The sequence below is a fragment of the Mycolicibacterium monacense genome, from assembly GCF_010731575.1.
In the GTDB taxonomy this organism is placed as follows: domain Bacteria; phylum Actinomycetota; class Actinomycetes; order Mycobacteriales; family Mycobacteriaceae; genus Mycobacterium; species Mycobacterium monacense.
Window position 1 is genome coordinate 1,157,723 of the sequence record NZ_AP022617.1, and the last position, 19,673, is coordinate 1,177,395.

The window sequence follows — 19,673 nt, forward strand, 5'->3', positions numbered from 1 at the left end:
GGAGGAACACGGTGGAGGCCGTTGTGACCAGTTCGCAGACTGTACGGGCCGAGGTTGCCGAACTTCTGGGAATCGAGGAGTCCGCACTCGATCCGGATGCCGACCTGATCGCCTCGGGCCTGGACTCCATCCGCATGATGTCGCTGTCGGGACGCTGGCGGAAACAGGGCATCGACGTGCGGTTCGCGGCGATGGCGGCGAACCCCACCGTGGCCGCCTGGACCCGGCTCGTCGGTGAACGCACCGCGGAAAGCCCCGGTGCGGCAACGCAATCGGGTGACACTGCGGCGAGCGCCGGAGATCCCGACGCGCCGTTCCCGCTGGCGCCGATCCAGCACGCGCTGTGGGTGGGCCGCAACGAGCTCACCGAACTCGGCGGCGTGGCCGCCCACCTCTACGTCGAATTCGACGGTGCGGGGGTGGATCCCGAGCGCCTCCGTACCGCGGCCGCCGCGCTCGCCGCGCGCCACCCCATGCTGCGCGTCGACATCCTCGGCGACGGCATGCAGCGCATCAGCGACCGCGATCTGCCCGTCAAGGTGACCGACCTTCGACACCTCGACGTCGCCGACGCCGAACAACAGCTCGAGGTCATCCGCCACGCCAAATCACACCAACTGCTCGAGGGCGAGGTGCTGGAGCTGGCACTGACCCTGTTGCCCGACGGGCGCACCCGTCTGCACGTCGACCTCGACATGCAGGCCGCCGACGCCGTGAGCTACCGCAATTTCATGGCCGACCTCGCCGCGCTCTACCGCGGCGCGCAGCTGCCCGAGTTGCAGTACACCTATCGCCAATACCGCAGCGCGTTCACCGCCACGCCCGCGCCGACCGTCGACGAGGACCGCCGGTGGTGGACCGAGCGCATCCCGGATCTCCCCGAACCGCCCGCGCTGCCGCTGGTTCCGCGTGCCGAACAGCGTGACCCGCGCCGCGGCACCCGACGCTGGCACTTCCTCGACACCGACATCCGTGACCGGCTCTTCGCCGCCGCCCGCGCGCGCGGCATCACACCGGCGATGGCGTTCGCCGCGAGCTACGCCGGCACGCTCGCCCGGTGGTCGACCAGCCGCCACTTCCTGCTCAACCTGCCGATGTTCGGCCGCGAGCCGTTCCACCCGGACGTCGACAAACTCGTCGGCGACTTCACCTCGTCACTGATGCTCGACGTCGACTTCACCGAGGCGCACACCCCGGCGCAGCGGGCGCGGGTGATGCAGGAGGCGCTGCACACCTCCGCGGAACACGCGACCTACTCGGGTCTGTCGGTGCTGCGCGATCTGAGCCGCCATCACGGTTCGCCCTCGCTGGCGCCGTTCGTGTTCACCAGCGCGCTCGGCCTGGGCGATCTGTTCGCCGGTGACGTCACCGACCAGTTCGGCACCCCGGTCTGGCACATCTCCCAGGGCCCGCAGGTGCTGCTCGACGCGCAGGTGACGCCGTTCGACGGGGGACTGCTGGTCAACTGGGACGTCCGCGAGGACGCGTTCCGGCCCGGCGTCATCGACGCGATGTTCGCCTACCAACTCGCCGAACTCGAACGGCTCGCCGCCGACGACGCGGCCTGGGACGCCGCCGATCCGCCCGCGGTGCCACCCGCGCAACGCGCGGTCCGCGACGCGGTGAACGACACCGGCGCCCGGCGCAGCGACGACGCGCTGCACGACGGGTTCTTCCGCACCGCCGCACACACACCCGACGCCACCGCGGTGATCGGCTCGACCGGCACCCTCACCTATGCCGAACTGCGCGAACGGGTGCTGGCGGTCACCGGTGCGCTTCAGGTGGCGGGCATCAAGCCGGGGGACACCGTCGCGGTGATGGGCCCCAAGTGCGCCGATCAGGTCACCGCGCTGCTGGCCATCCACGCCGCAGGCGCGGTGTACGTACCGATCGGCGCCGATCAACCCGCCGACCGTGCGGACAGCATCCTGCAGACCGCAGGCGTGCGGATGGCGCTGGCGTGCGGGGACGAACCCCCGACCTTCCTGCCCGCACTGACCATCGCCGAGGCGGTCCGGGTCGGATCGCGGGTGCACGATGTCACCCCCGCCACGGTCGAGCCCGACCGGGTCGCCTACGTGCTGTTCACGTCCGGCTCCACCGGCGCCCCCAAGGGCGTCGAGGTCACCCACGCCGCGGCGATGAACACCCTCGAATTCATCAACGACCACTTCGGGATCGGGCCTTCCGACCGGAGCCTCGCGTTGTCCACGCTCGAAGGTGATCTGTCCGTACTCGACGTCTTCGGGATGCTGCGCGCCGGCGGGTCACTGGTTGTCGTGGACGAAGCGCAGCGCCGCGACCCCGACAGCTGGGCACGGTTGATCGCCGAGCACTCGGTGACGGTGTTGCACTGGATGCCCGGCTGGCTTGAGATGCTGCTCGAGGTGGGCGGTGCGCTGCCGTCGGTGCGGGTGGTGCCCACCGGCGGCGACTGGGTGCGCACCGAGATGGTTCGCGAACTGCGCAGGGCCGCAACGGGTGTGCGGTTCGCCGGCCTCGGCGGCGCGACGGAGACCGCGATCCACAACACCATCTGCGAACCCGGTGAGCTGCCGCGGGAGTGGTCCGCCGTCCCGTTCGGCCGTCCGCTGCCCAACAACGCCTGCCGTGTCGTCGCCGCCGACGGTGCCGACTGCCCGGACTGGGTGCCCGGAGAACTGTGGGTCGGCGGACGCGGCATCGCCCGCGGGTACCGGGGTAGGCCCGACCTGACCGCCGAACGGTTCGTCGTCCACGACGGCCGGACCTGGTACCGCACCGGCGATCTCGTCCGTTACCTGCCCGACGGTCAGATCGACTTCGTCGGTCGCGCCGACCACCGCGTCAAGATCAGCGGATACCGCATCGAACTCGGCGAGGTGGAGGCTGCACTGCGCCGCATCGCCGTCGTCGAGGCCGCCGTGGCCGCGGTGCTGACGGCCCCCGGTGACGGCCGCGGCGAGCAGCTGGCCGCCATCGTGCGGGCATCGTCGCCCGCGGTGACGGTCGACGAGCTGACCCGCCGTATGGCCGAACTCGTTCCGCCACACATGGTTCCGAGCCACATCGCGCTGGTCGAGGCGGTCCCGTTCACGGTCGGCGGCAAGATCGACCGCAGGGCGGTCACCGCGGAGCTGACCCGCAGCATGGCCGAACGAGCGAACGCTCAGGCGCCGACGTACCGGGCGCCGTCGACGGCGCTCGAGCGGGCGCTGGCCGACATCGTGGCCACCGTGCTGGACCGCGACAGCGTCGGCGCCGACGACGACTTCTTCGAACTCGGCGGCGATTCGGTGCTGGCCACCCAGGCGGTGGCGCGGATCCGCGAGTGGCTCGACTCCCCGGGGGTGATGGTCACCGACATCTTCGCCGCACGCAGGGTCGGTGCGCTGGCCCGGCGGCTGGTCGACCACGAGTCCGGCAGCGACCGCCTCGAAGGCGTCGCCGAGCTCTACCTCGAAGTCGCGGACATGAACTCCGCCGATGTGGCGTCGGCCCTGCACTCGACGTCCGCGCAGGCGTCGCGATGACGGCCCGGCAACTCGAGTTCGCGCCCTGGGTCAAACACTTCCCGGCGTCCGGTGGTGCGACGGCGGTCGTGTTCCCGCACGCCGGCGGCGCCGCCGCGGCATACCGCGCGCTGGCGAAGTCGTTGTCCGGCAACGGAATCGACACCCACATCGTGCAGTATCCGCAGCGGGCCGACCGCTTGCGGCATCCCGCGGCGGACAGCATCGGTGCGCTCGCGGCCCAGTTGTTCGAGGCCGGGCCGTGGGACCGCCTCGGCCCGCTCGACCTGTTCGGCCACTGCATGGGCGCGGTGGTGGCGTTCGAGTTCGCCCGGGTCGCCGAACGCAACGGTGTCACGGTGCGCACGCTGTGGGCGTCGGCGGGCCAGGCCCCGTCGACCGTCGCCGAGGCCGCGCCGCTGCCGAGCACCGACCGTGACGTCCTGGCCGACATGGTCGACCTCGGCGGCACCGACCCCCGGCTGCTAGAGGACGAGGACTTCGTCGAACTCCTCGTGACGGCGGTGCGGGCCGACTACCGCGCGCTGAGCGGATACGCCTGCGGGCGTGACGTGCAGATCCGCGCCGACATCCACGCATTGCGCGGTGACCGCGACCACCGGATCAGCCGGGAGTGGTCGCAGCGCTGGGCCTCCCACACCGCGGGCCGGTTCACATTGTCGACGTTCCAGGGCGGCCACTTCTACCTCGACGAGCATCTCGACGAGGTGGCTGCGCTGGTGGGCGGCGGATGACCGGCGCGAACCGACTCGCCGCCGAACCGGATCCGGTCGTCATCGTCGGAATGGCGGTGGAGGCGCCCGGCGGCATCGACACTCCAGAGGACTACTGGACGCTGCTGTCCGAACAGCGCGAGGCGCTGTGTCCGTTTCCCACCGACCGCGGCTGGTCGCTTCGCGAACTGTTCACCGGGTCCAGGCGCGAGGGTTTCAAACCGATCCACGATCTCGGCGGATTCCTTACCAGCGCATCGACATTCGATCCCGAGTTCTTCGGCATCTCGCCGCGCGAGGCCGTCGCGATGGACCCGCAGCAGCGGGTGGCGCTGCGCCTGGCGTGGCGTGCGCTGGAGAACAGCGGCATCAACCCCGACGACCTGGCCGGCCACGACGTCGGCTGCTATCTCGGGGCCTCGGCACTGGAGTACGGGCCCGAACTCAGCGAGTTCTCCCACCACAGCGGCCACCTGATCACCGGCACGTCGCTGGGTGTCGTCTCCGGGCGGATCGCCTACACCCTCGATCTGGCCGGCCCCGCCGTCACCGTCGACACCTCCTGCTCCTCGGCGCTGTCCGCCTTCCACCTCGCCGTGCAGGCGCTGCGATCCGGTGACTGCGACCTCGCGCTGACCGGCGGGGTGTGCGTGATGGGGTCCCCCGGATACTTCGTCGAATTCTCCACACAGCACGCGCTCTCCGACGACGGCCACTGCCGGCCCTACAGTGCACACGCCAGCGGCACCGTCTGGGCCGAGGGCGCGGGACTGTTCGTGCTGCAACGCAAGTCAGGCGCGGTGCGCGACGGCCGTGACATCCTCGCCGAGGTCCGCGCCAGCAGCATCAACTCCGACGGCCGCACCGTCGGGCTGACCGCGCCCAGCGAACGTGCCCAGAGCCGCCTGTTCGGCAAGGCGATCCGAGAGGCCGGGATCTCACCCGAGGACGTCGGCATGATCGAAGGTCACGGCACCGGAACGCGGCTGGGTGACAAGACCGAACTGCGCTCGCTGGCGGCCACCTACGGTGACACCGCCCCCGCCCGTGGACCGCTGCTCGGCTCGGTGAAGTCCAACATCGGGCACACCCAGTCGGCGGCGGGCGCCCTCGGGCTGGCCAAGGTGCTCGTTTCCGCCGAGCGCGCCACCATCCCGCCCACCCTGCACGCCGACGAGCCCAGTCGCGAGATCGACTGGGACACCAGCGGCCTTCGGTTGGCGAACAAGCTCACCCCCTGGCCGGCCCGCAACGGCGAACGCGTGGGCGCGGTCTCGGCGTTCGGTATGAGCGGCACCAACACCCACGTGGTCGTGGCCGTGCCGGACCGGCCCCGGGAAGCGAAGTGACGCGGCCGAACCGGTGGCCCGACGGGCGGATCCCGGTGCTGCTGAGCGCACATGCCGGCGATCTCGTCGCCGAGGATGCCCGCGCCGTGCTCGGATACCTCGACCACGACCCCGCGGCCTCGGTCGCCGACGTGGCCGGGCACCTGCTCACCACTCGCCGCGTGCGGCGGCACCGGACGGTCGTGCGGGCCGGTGACCGCGACGAACTGGCCGACGGGCTGCGGGCGGTCGCCGAGGGCGCCGAGCATCCCCTCGTCGCCTGCAGCGCCGAGGGTTCCCCGTCGCGCATCGCGTTCGTCTTCCCCGGGCAGGGCACCCAGTGGCCGTCGATGGGGACGCAGGCCTATGAGGAGTTGCCGCAGTACCGGGCCGCGGCGGACGCGTGCGCCGAGGCGTTCACCGCGGCGGGCGCCGCCTCGCCGATGCGTTACCTGACCACACCCGGCACCGCGGAAGAATTCTCGGAAGCCGAGATCGAGGGCGCGCAGTTCACCCACGCCGTCGCGCTCGCGCACGTCTGGCGGTCCTACGGAGTGCTTCCCGACATCACCGTCGGCCACAGTCTCGGCGAGATCGGCGCCGCCTATCTCGCCGGCGCCATCACCCTGGCCGACGCGGTGGCGGTGGTGATCGCCCGCGCCGAGGTGGTGGATCGACTGTCCGGCGACCACGCCGTCGCCGTTCTGGGTGTGGATCCCGAAACCGCACAACAGGTCATCGCGGCCACGCCGGGCTGGCTCGAGCTGTCGGTGGTCAACGCCGCGACCTCGGTGGCGGTCTCCGGCGACCGGCGCGCGGTATCGGCCGCGGTCGCGCTGGTCCGTGAGCAGGGCCGGTTCGCCCGCGAGATCACCGTGGGCTTCCCGGTGCACACCAGCATCCTCGAACCCCTGCGTGACGATTTCGTGAAGCAGTTGCCGCAGGCCGTATTCGCCGACACCCCGGTGCAGTTCATCGGGGGTGCCACCGGTGACGTGGTGCCCGCGGGCGCCATGTTCGGCGACTACTGGTATGCCAACCTGCGCACCATGGTGCGCTTCGACCACGCTTTCGAGTCCGCGCGGCGTTGTGGGGCAACGACATTCGTCGAGCTGTCCGCGCATCCGCAGCTGCTGTTCGCGATGGGCGATCTGCTCGGCGACACCACCGCCACCCTCGTCGGATCGGGCAGACGAGACACACCGATCACCGAGGCGCTGTCGGACAACCTCGCGGTTGCGGCCATATCGGATCCCGGCCACGGATGGCGCGACGCCGTCGAACCCACCGCGCACCGGTTGCGGGGTTTCCCCAACGCACCGATGCGCGCCACGCCGCTGTGGGCGCAACCCGAACCGCTCTCCGAGACCGCGGACATCACCGTGGCGCAGGAGGTGTGGCAACCGATCGACGACGTCACACCGTCGGCTCACACCGCACCCGTCACGGTGACGGTATTGGAACTCGGGGCGACCGGCCCGTTCGGTGAGCGGTTGCGGACGGCCGTCGACGCTCATCCCGGCATGGCGCTCGGCACCCCGGACACCGCGGACGTGATGGTCGTCGTCGCACCGCAACCCGGCGGCGCCGACGCGAAGACCGCGGTCACGACGGTCACTGACCTGGTGGGCTCCGGGGCGCTGCGGTACCCGGCTTCGGCGGGCCCACGGTGCCGGGACATCTGGCTGGTCACCGCAGGCGCGGAACGGGTGCGGACCGGGGAGCCGCAGGCACTGTCGGCCGCCGCGATCGCCGCGATGCACCGCAGCCTCGGGCTCGAGAACCCGGAACTCGGCTTCCACCACCTGGACCTGCCGGCCGACCCGACGATCGACACCGCGGTCGTCGACACGCTGCTGACCGGAGCCGGCGAACGCGCGATCCGGGGCGGGGACGGTCCGGTGCTGTACCGACGCACCGTGGCCGACGCCCCCGTCGCCCCCGCATGGTCGCTGGACTCCGGGATCCTCGACGAGGTGGTGATCACCGGTGGTGCCGGCCGGATCGGCCTGCACTACGCGCGCCACCTCGCCGAGCGGGGTGCGCGGCGCATCGTCCTGCTCAGCCGCCGCGCCGTCGATCCGGCGGTGCTCGCGGAACTCACCGCAGCCCGCGGCACCGAAGTGGTGTCGGTGCCGTGCGACCTCACCGACCGCGAGAGCATCCGCACCGCAACGGACTTCGCCGGCATCGGTGCGTCACTGGTGATCCACGCCGCGGGTGCGGCGACCTTCGCCAGCGGCGACCGACTCGATGCGGCGGCCGCGGTGAACACGTTGGGCGCCAAGGTCACCGGCCTCGCACACCTCGCCGACCTGTGGCCGCTGCACCCCGATGCCCGGATCGTCCTGTGCTCATCGGTGTCCGGGCTGTGGGGCGGCCACGGCCACGCGGTGTACTCGGCAGCCAACCGGATGCTCGACGCGATGGCCGGACGGTTGCGCGCGGACGGCCACCGCTGCGTATCCGTCCGGTGGGGGCTGTGGCGATCCGACAGTGGCGAAGGCATCGTCGGCGCCGCCGAGACCGCCCGCATCGAACGGTCCGGTCTGCGGCCGATGGCCCCGCTGCCCGCGATCGAGGCCAGCCTCTGCGACCACACCGTCGACCCCCTGGTGTTCTCCGCCGACCCGCATCGCATGCAGATGTTCTCCGCCGCCACCGAACCCGTACGCGACCCGCAGACAGCCGAAACCACCGCGGCGCCGGTGGACACCGCCGACGCGGTCCGCGCGGAACTGGCCGCCGTCCTCAAGATCACCGACCCCGGTGGGATCGACCTCGACGCCTCCCTGTTCGACCTCGGGGTCGATTCCCTGCTCGCCCTCGACCTCCGCAAGAGATTCCGACGCGTCCTCGGCCGGACGGTTCCGCTCGCCACGTTGCTGGGCGGAGTCACCGGCGCTGAACTGGTCGCCGAGCTCGACGAGAAAGTGGAAATCCCGCGTGACTGACACCACCGAGCTGACTGGTGTGGATGACACCGCCCGACTGGAACTGCTGCGCCGCAGGCTCACCGAGCGCGGGTTGTCGTCGCAGCACCCCAGAGGAACCGAACCCTCGACCCGTGAACTGTCCGAGGGGCAGCAGCGGATGTGGTTCGTCCAGGCCGCCGACCCGTCCGGCGCGCTGCTGAACGTCTGCGTGTCCTACCGCATCCGCGGCGCCGTCGACCTCGCCGCGTTGCGCGGCGCCCTCGACGCCGTCGCGCGCAGACATCCCGTCCTGCGAACCACCTACGCCGCCGACGACACCGGCGCACCGCGCCCGACCGTGCACGCCGACCTGCGTCCCGCCTGGGCCGAACACGACCTGACCGGTCTGGCCAACCAGTCCGAGCAGGCGCAGCGGCTCCGCCTCGAGGTCCTCGCCCAGCGTGAGTTCGCCGCGCCGTTCGACCTGTCCACCGACGCACCGTTGCGGATCACCATGGTGCACACCGGGAGCGACGAGTACGTCATGCTGCTGGTCGCCCACCACATCGCCTGGGACGACGGCTCGTGGGAGGTCTTCTTCGGCGATCTCACCCGTGCCTACGCCGGCGAGGACCTGGGGGAGGAGCTGGAGCCCCACGTGCCTGCGGTTCCCCGCGACGCGGCGGACGACCTCGCCTACTGGCGGCGGGTGATGGCCGATCCGCCCGAGCCACTGGAACTTCCCGGCCCGACCGGCTCGGCGGTGCCGACCGGTTGGCGGTCCGCGCGGACCGGTGTCGCGCTCGACGCCGACACCGCCCGGCGGGTCGTCGACCTGGCCCGCGAGACCGGATGCACGCCGTATGCGGTGCTGCTCGCGGTGTTCGGCACCTTGATCCACCGCTACACCCACGCCGACGACTTCCTCGTCGCCACCCCGGTGCTCAACCGCGGTACCGGCACGGAGGACCGGATCGGCTACTACGGCAACACCGTCGCGATGCGGCTGCGACCGACCACGTCGATGTCGTTCCGCGACATGCTGATCCAGACCCGCGACACCGCGCTCGGCGCCTTCGCGCACCAGGGCGTCAACGTCGACCAGGTGGTCCGCGAACTCAACCCGGACCGTCGGCACGGCACCGAGCGGATGACCAGGGTCAGCTTCGGCTTCCGGGGGCCCGACCGGTTCGGATTCGCCCCGGCCGGCGTCCACTGCGAGCGCGCCGACCTGCGTAGCCACCTCACCCAGCTGCCGCTGGGTGTGATGGTCGAGTTCGATGCGGAGCCCTCGGGTGGGGGTGCCGTGGTCGAGGTCGAGCACCTGGTGGAGATCATCGAACCCGCACTGGCCCAACAGCTTCTCGACCATTTCGTCGTACTGCTCGGCAGCGCCCTCGACCGGCCGGACACCACGCTGGCGCGGTTGGCGCTGATGAGCGCCGCCGACGCCGCGTGGCTGCACGACGTCGCCCGCGGTGACCACTTCGACACCCCGCCCCGCACACTGCCCGACCTGATCGCCGCCCAGGCCGCGACCACACCGGACGAGATCGCGGTGGCCTACGAGGGCCGCCACTACACCTACCGGGAGATCAACGAACAGGCCAACCGCGTCGCGCACTGGCTGATCGGCCAGGGCATCGGGGCCGAGGACCGCGTGGCGGTGCTCCTCGACAAATCTCCCGAGTTGATCGTCACCGCGCTGGGCGTGGCGAAGGCCGGTGCGGTGTACGTACCGGTCGACCCCACCTACCCGGAGGACCGGCTGGCGTTCATCCTCGGTGACTGCGACGCGAAACTCGTCCTGCGGGAACCGGTCAGCGGACTCGACGGGACACCCGCCCACGACCCGACCGACGCCGACCGGGTACGGCCGCTGCTACCCGACAACACCGCCTATCTGATCTACACCTCCGGCACCACCGGGCTGCCCAAGGGCGTTCCCGTATCCCACCGCCCGGTCGCGGAGTACTTCGTCTGGTTCAAGGCCGACTACCAGGTCGACGCCAAGGACCGGCTGCTGCAGGTCGCCTCGCCGAGCTTCGACGTGTCGATCGCCGAGATCTTCGGCATGCTCGCCTGCGGCGCGAGGATCGTCATCCACCGCCCGGGCGGGCTCAACGACATCGGCTATCTCACCGAGCTGCTCCGCGACGAGCGCATCACCGCAATGCATTTCGTGCCGTCGCTGCTCGGTCTGTTCCTGTCGCTGCCCGGGGTCAACCAGTGGCGCACCCTGCAGCGGGTGCCGATCGGCGGTGAGCCACTGCCCGGTGAGGTGGCCGACAAATTCCACGCCACCTTCGATGCGCTGCTACACAACTTCTACGGCCCCACCGAGACGGTGATCAACGCCAGCCGCTACAAGGTGGAGGGCAAACAGGGCACCCGCATCGTGCCGATCGGCCGTCCCAAGATCAACACCCAGATGCACCTGCTCGACGATGCGCTGCAGCCGGTGCCCGTCGGCGTCATCGGCGAGATCTACATCGGCGGAACGCATGTGGCGCACGGCTACCACCGCAGGCCGGGCCTGACCGCCGAACGCTTCGTCGCCGACCCGTTCACCCCCGGTGGCCGGCTCTACCGGTCGGGCGATCTGGCCCGCCGCAACGCCGACGGGGACATCGAATTCGTCGGACGCGCCGACGAACAGGTCAAGATCCGCGGATTCCGCATCGAACTCGGTGACGTGGCGGCCGCCATCTCCGTCGACCCGAGTGTCGGACAGGCCGTCGTGATGGTCAGCGAGCTGCCGAACCTGGGCAAGAGCCTGGTCGGTTACCTGACCCCGGTGAGCGGTGAGGACCGCGACTCGGTGGCCGTCGACCGCATCCGTGCGCGGGTGGCCGCGGCGCTGCCCGAGTACATGGTGCCCGCGGCGTACGTCGTGCTCGACGAGGTCCCGATCACCACCCACGGCAAGATCGACCGCGCCGCGCTGCCCGCACCGGAGCTCACCTCGACCGTCGACTTCCGTGAACCCGGGACCGACACCGAACGCGAGATGGCCCGGCTGTTCGGCGAACTGCTCGGCCGCAGCGCGAACATCGGCGCCGACGATTCGTTCTTCGACCTCGGCGGGCACTCGCTGCTCGCCACCAAACTCGTTGCCGCCGTCCGCACCTCATGCGGGGTCGACATCGGCGTCCAGGAGGTCTTCGAACTGGCCACGGTGGCGCAGCTCGCCGGGCACGTCGACGCCCTGCGCGCGGGCGGGGGCGGGCCGGCACGACCACGGCTGATGCCGCTGCACCTCGACGGGCCCGCACCGCTGTCGTCGTCGCAGCTGCGGTCCTGGTTCGCCTACCGCGTCGACGGGCCCAGCGTGGTCAACAACATCCCGTTCGCCGCGCGGCTGCGGGGCCCGTGCGACGTCGACGCCCTGGTCACCGCGATCGGTGACGTGGTCAACCGTCACGAGATCCTGCGCACCGTGTACCGCGAAATCGACGGGGTGCCGCACCAGGTCGTGCTGCCACCGGAGCCGGTGACCGTGCGCCGCGCCCACGGCGACGGTGAGGAGTGGCTGCGCGCCGAACTCGACCGCGAACGCGCCCACGTCTTCGACCTCGAGCAGGACCGGCCGATCCGCCCCGCCGTGCTGCGCGTGCCCGACGGTGTCGTGCTGTCGGTGGTGATGCACCACATCGCCGGTGACCACTGGTCGGCGACGGTACTGTTCGCCGATCTGCTGACCGCCTACCGGGCGCGCGCCGCGGGTGAAGCTCCCGCGTGGGCACCGCTTCCCCTGCAGTACGCCGACTTCGGCGCCTGGCAGTCGGCGCTTCTCGCCGACGACGCCGGCATCGCCGGACCGCAGCGCGACTACTGGACCCGACAGCTGGCGGGCCTGCCGGAGGAGACCGGGCTGCGACCCGACTTCGCGCGGCCGCCGGTGCCCAGCGGACGGGCCGGGGCGGTCGAATTCCACATCGACGGGGCGACCCGCGACAAGCTCACGGCGCTGTGCCGCGAACTCGGCGTCACCGAGTTCATGCTGCTGCAGGCGGCGGTGGCCGTGGTGTTGCACAAGGCGGGCGGCGGTCCCGACGTTCCGCTGGGCACCCCGGTGGCCGGCCGGTCCGAACCCGAACTCGACCAGCTGGTCGGGTTCTTCATCAACATCCTGGTGCTGCGCAACGACCTTCGGGGCAACCCCACGCTACGCGAGGTGTGCCGTCGCGCCCGCGAGATGGCGCTGGAGGCCTACGCCCACCAGGATCTGCCGTTCGACCAGGTGGTCGACGCGGTCAGCCCGGTGCGCACCCTGGCGCGCAACCCGCTGTTCAGCGTCGTGGTGCACGTGCGCGAACAGCTGCCCGAGGACCGGGTGATCGCCCATGGCCCCGACGGCGACACGACCGTCACGGTGCTCGAGCCGACGTTCGACGCCGCGCACGCGGACCTGTCGCTGAACTTCTTCGCCTCCGAAAGGGGGGTGGACGGCGGCTTCTCGAGCGGATACCGGGGCCACGTCATCTACCGCCCGGAGCTCTACAGCCGCGAGACCGCACAGCGGTTCGTCGGCTGGCTGGGCCGTGTGGTGACGGCGTTCGCCGACCAGCCGGACCTCACGCTGCGAGATCTCGAGATCGGTGCGCCCGGGGAGCAGCGGCGCATCCTCGAACAGTGGGGCGGCGGAGGCGTATTCGTGCTCGACGAGACGCTGCGGCCGGTGCCCGTCGGGGTGGTCGGCGACGTCTACACCGCGGGCGGCCCGCTGGCCGCCGCGCACTGGGGCGAAGCCGCGCTGACCGCGACGCGGTTCGTCGCCCACCCCTACGGTGCGGATGCCGGTGGGCGGCTGCACCGTACGGGTGATCAGGCCCGCTGGAGCGCCGACGGCGTCCTCGAACTGGTCGGCGCGGAGGGCCTCGCCGCCGAACCGGCGGTGCGGGCGGCCGGTCACACCGCGGAACCACCTGCGACCGACACCGAACGGGCGCTGGCCACCCTGCTCGCCGACGTGCTCGACGTCGAGGTCACCAGGCGACACGACGACTTCTTCAGCCTCGGCGGGGACAGCATCCTCGCCGTGCAGCTGGCCGCCCGCGCCCGCGACGCGGGCCTTCGGCTGACCGCTCGGATGGTGTTCGAACAACCCACGCTGTACGACCTCGCCGCCGCCGTCGACGCCGCGGCGGACGTGTCCGGACCCGCGGGGGACACCGCCCACGCACCGATGAGCGCCTCGGGCCTGTCCGCGGACGAACTCGCGGCGCTGACGGCGTCGTGGAACGCGTCGCAGGAGGACACGCCGTGACGCGGACCCAGGCCGCTGCCAACGCGATCGAGGACGTGATGGCGCTGAGCCCGCTGCAGCAGGGGTTGTACTCGATGACGATGCTCGCGGACTCCGAGCACGCCGACGGCGATCCCCGTCCGGATCCCTACGTGATCGCGATGGCCGCCGACGTCACCGGGACGCTGGACACCGCGCTGCTGCGTGACTGCGCGACGGCGCTGCTGACGCGGCATCCGAACCTGCGGGCCGGCTTCTTCCGCGGTGACCTGCCCCGTCCGGTCCAGGTCGTCCCCGCCCGCGTCGACCTGCCCTGGCAGCATGTGCGCGCCCGGACCGCCGAGGAGGCGGCCGAACTCGAGCACCGTGAGCGACGGCGCCCCTTCGACCTCGAACGGGGGCCTGCGATCCGGTTTCTGCTCATCGAATTGCCGGGTCCTGCTTGGCGATTGGTGATCGTCGCGCACCACATCGTGATCGACGGCTGGTCGCTTCCGCTGTTCGTCGGCGAACTGCTGACGCTCTACCGCGCCGGCGGGGATCCGGGTGCGCTTGGCGACCCGCCGCGGCCCTACCGTGACTACATCGGCTGGCTGGCCGGTCGTGACCAGGCGGCGAGTCGGGCGCTGTGGACCGAGCACCTCGCCGGCATCGACGCTCCGACGCTGCTCACCCCGGCGCTGTCCGCCGTCGAACCCGCCGCCGGGCTGCCGCGGCGCACCGAGGTCGCACTGGACGCCGGCGCCAGCCGACGGCTCACCGAGACGGCCCGCTCGCGGGGCGTGACCGTCAACACGCTGGTGCAGATGGCCTGGGCGGCAATGCTGTCGGTGTTCACCGACCGCCGTGACGTGACGTTCGGGATGACGGTGTCGGGACGCCCGGGTGAACTCGCGGGCGTCGAGACGATGGTCGGCCTGTTCATCAACACCGTTCCGCTGCGGGTGCGACTCGATCCGGTGGACACCGTTGGCAGTCAATGCCTTTCATTACAGCGCACCGCCGCCGCGCTGCGCGAGCACAGCTACCTCGCCCACTCCGAGCTGCGGGCGCTGGCCGGGGTGGGGGAGATGTTCGACTCGCTGCTGGTCTACGAGAACTTCCCACCGGGCGGGCTGGTCGGCGGCGACCACCGCTTCGAAGCCGCCGGCGCCACCTTCATCCCCGCGGCCCTCGAGAGCCTGTCGCACTTCCCGGTCACCATCGCCGCCCACATGGCCGACGAGCGGTTGACCGTATTGGTGGAGACCCTCGACGGCGCCCTGGGCGCGCTGACCCCGCACGACGTCGGGCAGGGCCTGCTCGACACGGTCGAGCGGCTGATCGCCCTCTGGGACCGGCCACTTCGCGACGTGCGCATCCTGTTCGGCGACGACCCTGCGGTGCCGGCTGTCACGGAACCGCCGCCGCGGACCGGGGTGCACTGCGCGTTCACCGAGGCGGCGCGCCGCACCCCGGATGCGGTCGCGCTCAGCTGGGACGGCGGCACGCTCACCTACCGCGAGGTCGACGCGGCCGCCGACCGGCTGGCCGCCGGCCTGACCGCACGCGGTGTCGGCGCCGAAACGCCGGTCGCCGTGAGGCTCTCGCGCGGACCCGATTACGTGATCGCGATGCTCGCCGTCCTCAAGGCGGGCGGCATGATCGTGCCGCTCGATCCCGGCATGGCCGGGGAGCGGATCGAGGAGATCCTGCGCCAGACCGCGGCGCCCGTCGTCGTCGACGCGCTGTCGGCCGGCGTCGGTGCACCCGACGGGGCGTGGGCACCGGCGACCGTCGCCCCGGGGCAGGCCGCCTATGCGGTGTTCACCTCCGGCACCACCGGCATCCCCAAGGGAGTGGTCGGCACCCACGACGCGGTGCTCGCCTACGCAGACGACCACGCCCGGCACGTCCTACGGCCGGCGGCGACACGGCTGGGCCGTCCGCTCCGGATCGCGCACGCCTGGTCGTTCACCTTCGACGCAGCGTGGCAGCCGCTCGTCGCGTTGTTCGAGGGGCATTCGGTGCACATCATCGGCGACGCGGTCCAGCGCGATGCCGAAGCGCTGGTCGACACCATCGACCGGTATGACATCGACATGATCGACACCACCCCGTCGATGTTCGCTCAGCTCAAGGCTTTCGGGTTGATGTCGCGGGTGCCGCTGGCGGTGCTGGCACTCGGTGGCGAAGCCGTGGGCTCCGGCACGTGGCGGTTCATCCGCGAGGAGTGCGCGCGCACCTCGATGACGGCCTTCAACTGTTACGGCCCCACCGAGACCACCGTGGAGGCCGTCGTCGCCGCCATCGCGGAACACCCCCAGCCGGTGATCGGATCGCCGACCCGCCACGCCCGCGCCTACGTGCTCGACGCCTGGCTGCGTCCGTTGCCCGACGGCGTCGCGGGGGAGCTCTACCTGTCCGGCGCCCAACTGGCCCGCGGCTATCTGGACCGGGCCTCCGAGACGGCAGGCCGGTTCGTCGCCGACCCGTTCCTGGCCGGGAACCGGATGTACCGCACCGGCGACGTGGTGCGCCGTGACGCCACCGGCGCCCTGCAGTACCTGGGCCGCAGCGACGATCAGGTCAAGATCCGCGGCTTCCGGGTCGAACCCGGCGAGGTGTGCGCGGTGCTGCAGACCCATCCCGCCGTGCGGGCCGCCCATGTCGCCGTGCGCCGCCACGGCGCCGGGCCCCGATTGACGGCCTATGCGGCCACCGGAGGCACCGACGTCGCCGTCGCCGAACTGCGCCACATGCTCAGCACGCGGCTGCCGCGCTATCTGGTACCGCACCACATCGCGGTGCTCGACGAACTGCCGCTGACCGCGCACGGCAAGATCGACGACGCCACGCTCGCCACGTACGACGCCGCCGCGGCCGGGCCGGCGGCCGCCCCCGAGACGCCCACCGAGGCCGCCCTGGCCGAGGCGGTCGCCGAACTGCTGGGCACCACCGCGGTGGACGTGAACGCGGATCTGCTCTCGCTGGGAATGGACAGCATCGTGGCACTCTCGGTGGTGCAGGCCGCGCGCCGCCGCGGTGTCGCGCTGCGGGCCCGACTCATGCTCGAGTGCGGTTCGATCCGCGAACTCGCCACGGCCGTCGACGCCGAGGCCGGTACCGAATCCTCCTCGCAGGCAACCGAAGCGGCCTCGTCGGACCCGATCCCGGTGCTGCCCAACGTGCACTGGCTCTACGAGTACGGCCACCCGCGCCGGCTGGCGCAGACCGAGGCGATCCCGCTGCCCGACGGCATCACCGCCGACGCGCTGCGCACCGTGCTGCGCACCGTCCTCGACGGCCACGAGGTGCTGCGCACCCGGTTCGACCGCACCGCCATGACGCTGGTGCCGCAGGCGGAGACGCCCGCCGACGAGCTGCTGTCGGAAGTCGCGGTGAGCGGTGACCTCGCCGACGCGGTCGCCGAACACACCGAAACCGCGGTGCAGAGGCTGGATCCGGAACGTGGCCGGCTGTGGTCGGCGCTGTGGCTGCGCCCGGCGCACGGCCCGGGGGTGCTCGTGGTGACCGCGCACGTGTTGGCGATCGATCCGGCGTCGTGGCGGGTCGTCATCGGTGAACTCGACACCGCCTGGCACGCGCTGAGGGCAGGGCGCACACCCACACCCACGCGCGAACACACCACCTACCGGCAGTGGTCGGCGCGCGTGCGCGAGCGGGCCCACCGGCTCGACACGGCCGACTTCTGGGCCGCGCAGCTCGACGGCGCCGACCCGGAACTCGGGGCGCGCCGAGTGCGCCCGGAAGCCGACCGCGCCCGCGATCTCGAGGTCAGCGTCGCCATCACCGAACCCGATCTCACCGCCCGGCTGATCGCCTCCGCGCAGGCCATGCCGACGCTGTTGACCCTGGCGGCGGCGCGCACCGTCACCGCCTGGCGACGGCGCCGCGGTCAACCCACACCGCCGCCGCTGCTGGCGCTGGAGACCCACGGCCGCGCCGACAGCGCGGTGAGCGCCGACGCCGACACCGGCGACACCGTCGGACTGTTCAGCGCGATCTACCCCGTACGGGTCGATCCCGATGCCGGGCCGGTCGAGATCCCCGGTGAGGGAATCGATTTCGGTCTGCTGCGATACCTGCGGGCCGACACCGCGGAACGGCTCTGCGCCTACCGGCAACCGCAGCTGCTGCTGAACTACCTGGGCCGCGCCGACGTGGGCGGCGCCGGGACGTTCAACGTCGACAAGGGTCTGCTGCGCGCGGTGTCGGTGCTACCGGAACCGGAACTGGCCGTCCGGCACGAGGTGACCGTGATGGCCGCGATCCTTCCCCAGGGTGACGCGCCCGTCCTGGCCACCCAGTGGCGGACGCTGCCCGAGGTGCTCTCCGCCGACGACGTCGCGGTCCTGCAGACCCTGTGGCAGGACGCGCTGCAGGAGGTTGCCCGATGACCGCGACGCTGGCGGTGATCGGTGCCGGCCCGAAGGCCGTCGCCGTTGCCGCGAAGGCCGCCGAACTGCGCAACATGGGCGTCGACGCACCGGATGTGGTGGTCGTCGAACGCGCCGGGGTGGGCGCGAACTGGACCGCCGCAGGCGGCTGGACCGACGGGCAGCACCGGTTGGGGACCAGCCCGGAGAAGGACATCGGCTTCCCCTACCGCTCAGCGCTGCTGCCGCGGCGCAACGCCGAACTCGACGACCGGATGACGCGGCACAGCTGGCAGGCCTACCTGGTGGCCACCTCGCAGTTCGCCGAGTGGATCGACCGCGGCAGGCCGGCGCCGAACCACCACCGATGGGCGGCCTACCTGCGCTGGGTCGCCGACGCCATCGGGATGAACGTGGTGCACGGCGAAGTGGAACGCATCTCGGTCGGTGACCGCGGCTGGGAGCTGCGCACCCCCGAGTCGACCGTCGCCGCCGACGCGGTGATGATCACCGGACCCGGTCAGGCCGAACGGACACTGCTGCCGGGCCATCCGCGGGTGATGTCGATTGCCGACTTCTGGCGGCGCACCGCCGGGCACGAGCTGATCGTCGCCGAACGCGTGGCGATGATCGGCGGCGGCGAGACCGCCGCGTCGATGCTCAACGAGCTTTTCCGGCACCGGGTTTCGACGATCACGGTGATCTCACCTCAGGTCACGCTGTTCACCCGGGGTGAGGGTTTCTTCGAGAACACGTTGTTCTCCGACCCCACCGGCTGGACCAGTCTGACGCTCGCCGAACGCCGCGACGCCATGTTCCGCACCGACCGCGGCGTGTTCTCCGCCCGTGTGCAGGAGGCCCTGCTGGCCGACGACCGCATCCGGCACCTGCGCGGGCGCGTCGCCCACGCGGTGCCCCGTGACGGGCGGATCCGGTTGACACTGCACACCGACCGGGCCGGGGAACGTGTGGAGACCGTGCACGGTTTCGACCTGGTGATCGACGGTCAGGGTGCCGACGCGTTGTGGTTCCTGCCGCTGCTCGGCCAGGATGCGCGCGATCTGCTCGAACTCGGCCTCGGCGGGCCACTGACCGGCGAGCTGCTGCAGGAGTCGATCGGCCACGATCTCGCGGTCGGTGGCGTGACCCCGAAGCTGTTCCTGCCCGGGCTCGCCGGTCTCAACCAGGGACCCGGATTTCCCAACCTCAGCTGCCTCGGCCTGATGTCCGATCGCATCCTCGGCGCGGACCTCGGGGCGAACGCAGCCATGACGAACAGGAGAAGCATTGAGCACCAACCCATTCGATGACGAGAACGGCCGCTTCTACGTCCTGGTGAACGACGAGGAGCAGCACAGCCTGTGGCCGACGTTCGCCGACGTGCCCGCGGGGTGGCGCGTGGTCTTCGGAGAGGCCACCCGCGCGGAGTGCCTGGCCTACGTCGAGCAGAACTGGACGGATCTGCGGCCCCGCAGCCTGCGTGAGGCGATGGCCTCGGAGTAGCGCGCTGCGCCCATCTGCCGTGCGGTGATCGCCAACGAGACCGGGTCCCCCTCGTGTGAGGGGGACCCGGTG

General features: G+C 71.5%; 8 protein-coding genes. All 8 read left to right on the forward strand.

Annotated elements, in window-relative coordinates; genetic code table 11:
* Positions 1-11 precede the first annotated feature (11 nt).
* Genes G6N49_RS05580 through G6N49_RS05615 form a run of 8 tightly spaced genes read left to right on the forward strand, consistent with a single transcriptional unit; the run spans position 12 to position 19,601 of the window.
* A complete protein-coding gene (locus tag G6N49_RS05580) occupies positions 12-3,515 on the forward strand; it encodes a non-ribosomal peptide synthetase (protein ID WP_011856110.1) in 3,504 nt (1,167 codons plus the stop codon).
* Entirely contained in the window at positions 3,512-4,249 is a 738-nt protein-coding gene (locus tag G6N49_RS05585; RefSeq protein ID WP_011856109.1) for a thioesterase II family protein, read from the forward strand. Before G6N49_RS05580 ends, G6N49_RS05585 begins: the two co-directional genes overlap by 4 nt.
* Complete coding sequence (locus G6N49_RS05590; RefSeq protein WP_011856108.1) at positions 4,246-5,577, forward strand: beta-ketoacyl [acyl carrier protein] synthase domain-containing protein; 1,332 nt, start codon at positions 4,246-4,248, stop codon at positions 5,575-5,577. Before G6N49_RS05585 ends, G6N49_RS05590 begins: the two co-directional genes overlap by 4 nt.
* Positions 5,574-8,510: a mycobactin polyketide synthase MbtD gene (mbtD, locus tag G6N49_RS05595; protein ID WP_011856107.1), complete on the forward strand. Its 2,937-nt coding sequence runs from the start codon at positions 5,574-5,576 to the stop codon at positions 8,508-8,510. The genes G6N49_RS05590 and mbtD overlap by 4 nt, the downstream gene beginning before the upstream one ends.
* Positions 8,503-13,740 carry a non-ribosomal peptide synthetase gene (locus G6N49_RS05600; RefSeq protein WP_011856106.1) on the forward strand — a complete coding sequence of 1,746 codons (5,238 nt, stop codon included), beginning with the start codon at positions 8,503-8,505 and terminating at the stop codon, positions 13,738-13,740. Before mbtD ends, G6N49_RS05600 begins: the two co-directional genes overlap by 8 nt.
* On the forward strand, positions 13,737-18,119 hold the full coding sequence (locus G6N49_RS05605) for a non-ribosomal peptide synthetase (protein ID WP_011856105.1): 4,383 nt from the start codon (positions 13,737-13,739) through the stop codon (positions 18,117-18,119). Before G6N49_RS05600 ends, G6N49_RS05605 begins: the two co-directional genes overlap by 4 nt.
* Complete coding sequence (gene mbtG, locus G6N49_RS05610) at positions 18,116-19,408, forward strand: NADPH-dependent L-lysine N(6)-monooxygenase MbtG (protein WP_011856104.1); 1,293 nt, start codon at positions 18,116-18,118, stop codon at positions 19,406-19,408. Before G6N49_RS05605 ends, mbtG begins: the two co-directional genes overlap by 4 nt.
* Positions 19,386-19,601 (forward strand): MbtH family protein, encoded by a 216-nt coding sequence (locus tag G6N49_RS05615; RefSeq protein WP_011856103.1) that lies wholly within the window; start codon positions 19,386-19,388, stop codon positions 19,599-19,601. The genes mbtG and G6N49_RS05615 overlap by 23 nt, the downstream gene beginning before the upstream one ends.
* The last annotated feature ends 72 nt before the right edge of the window (positions 19,602-19,673 follow it).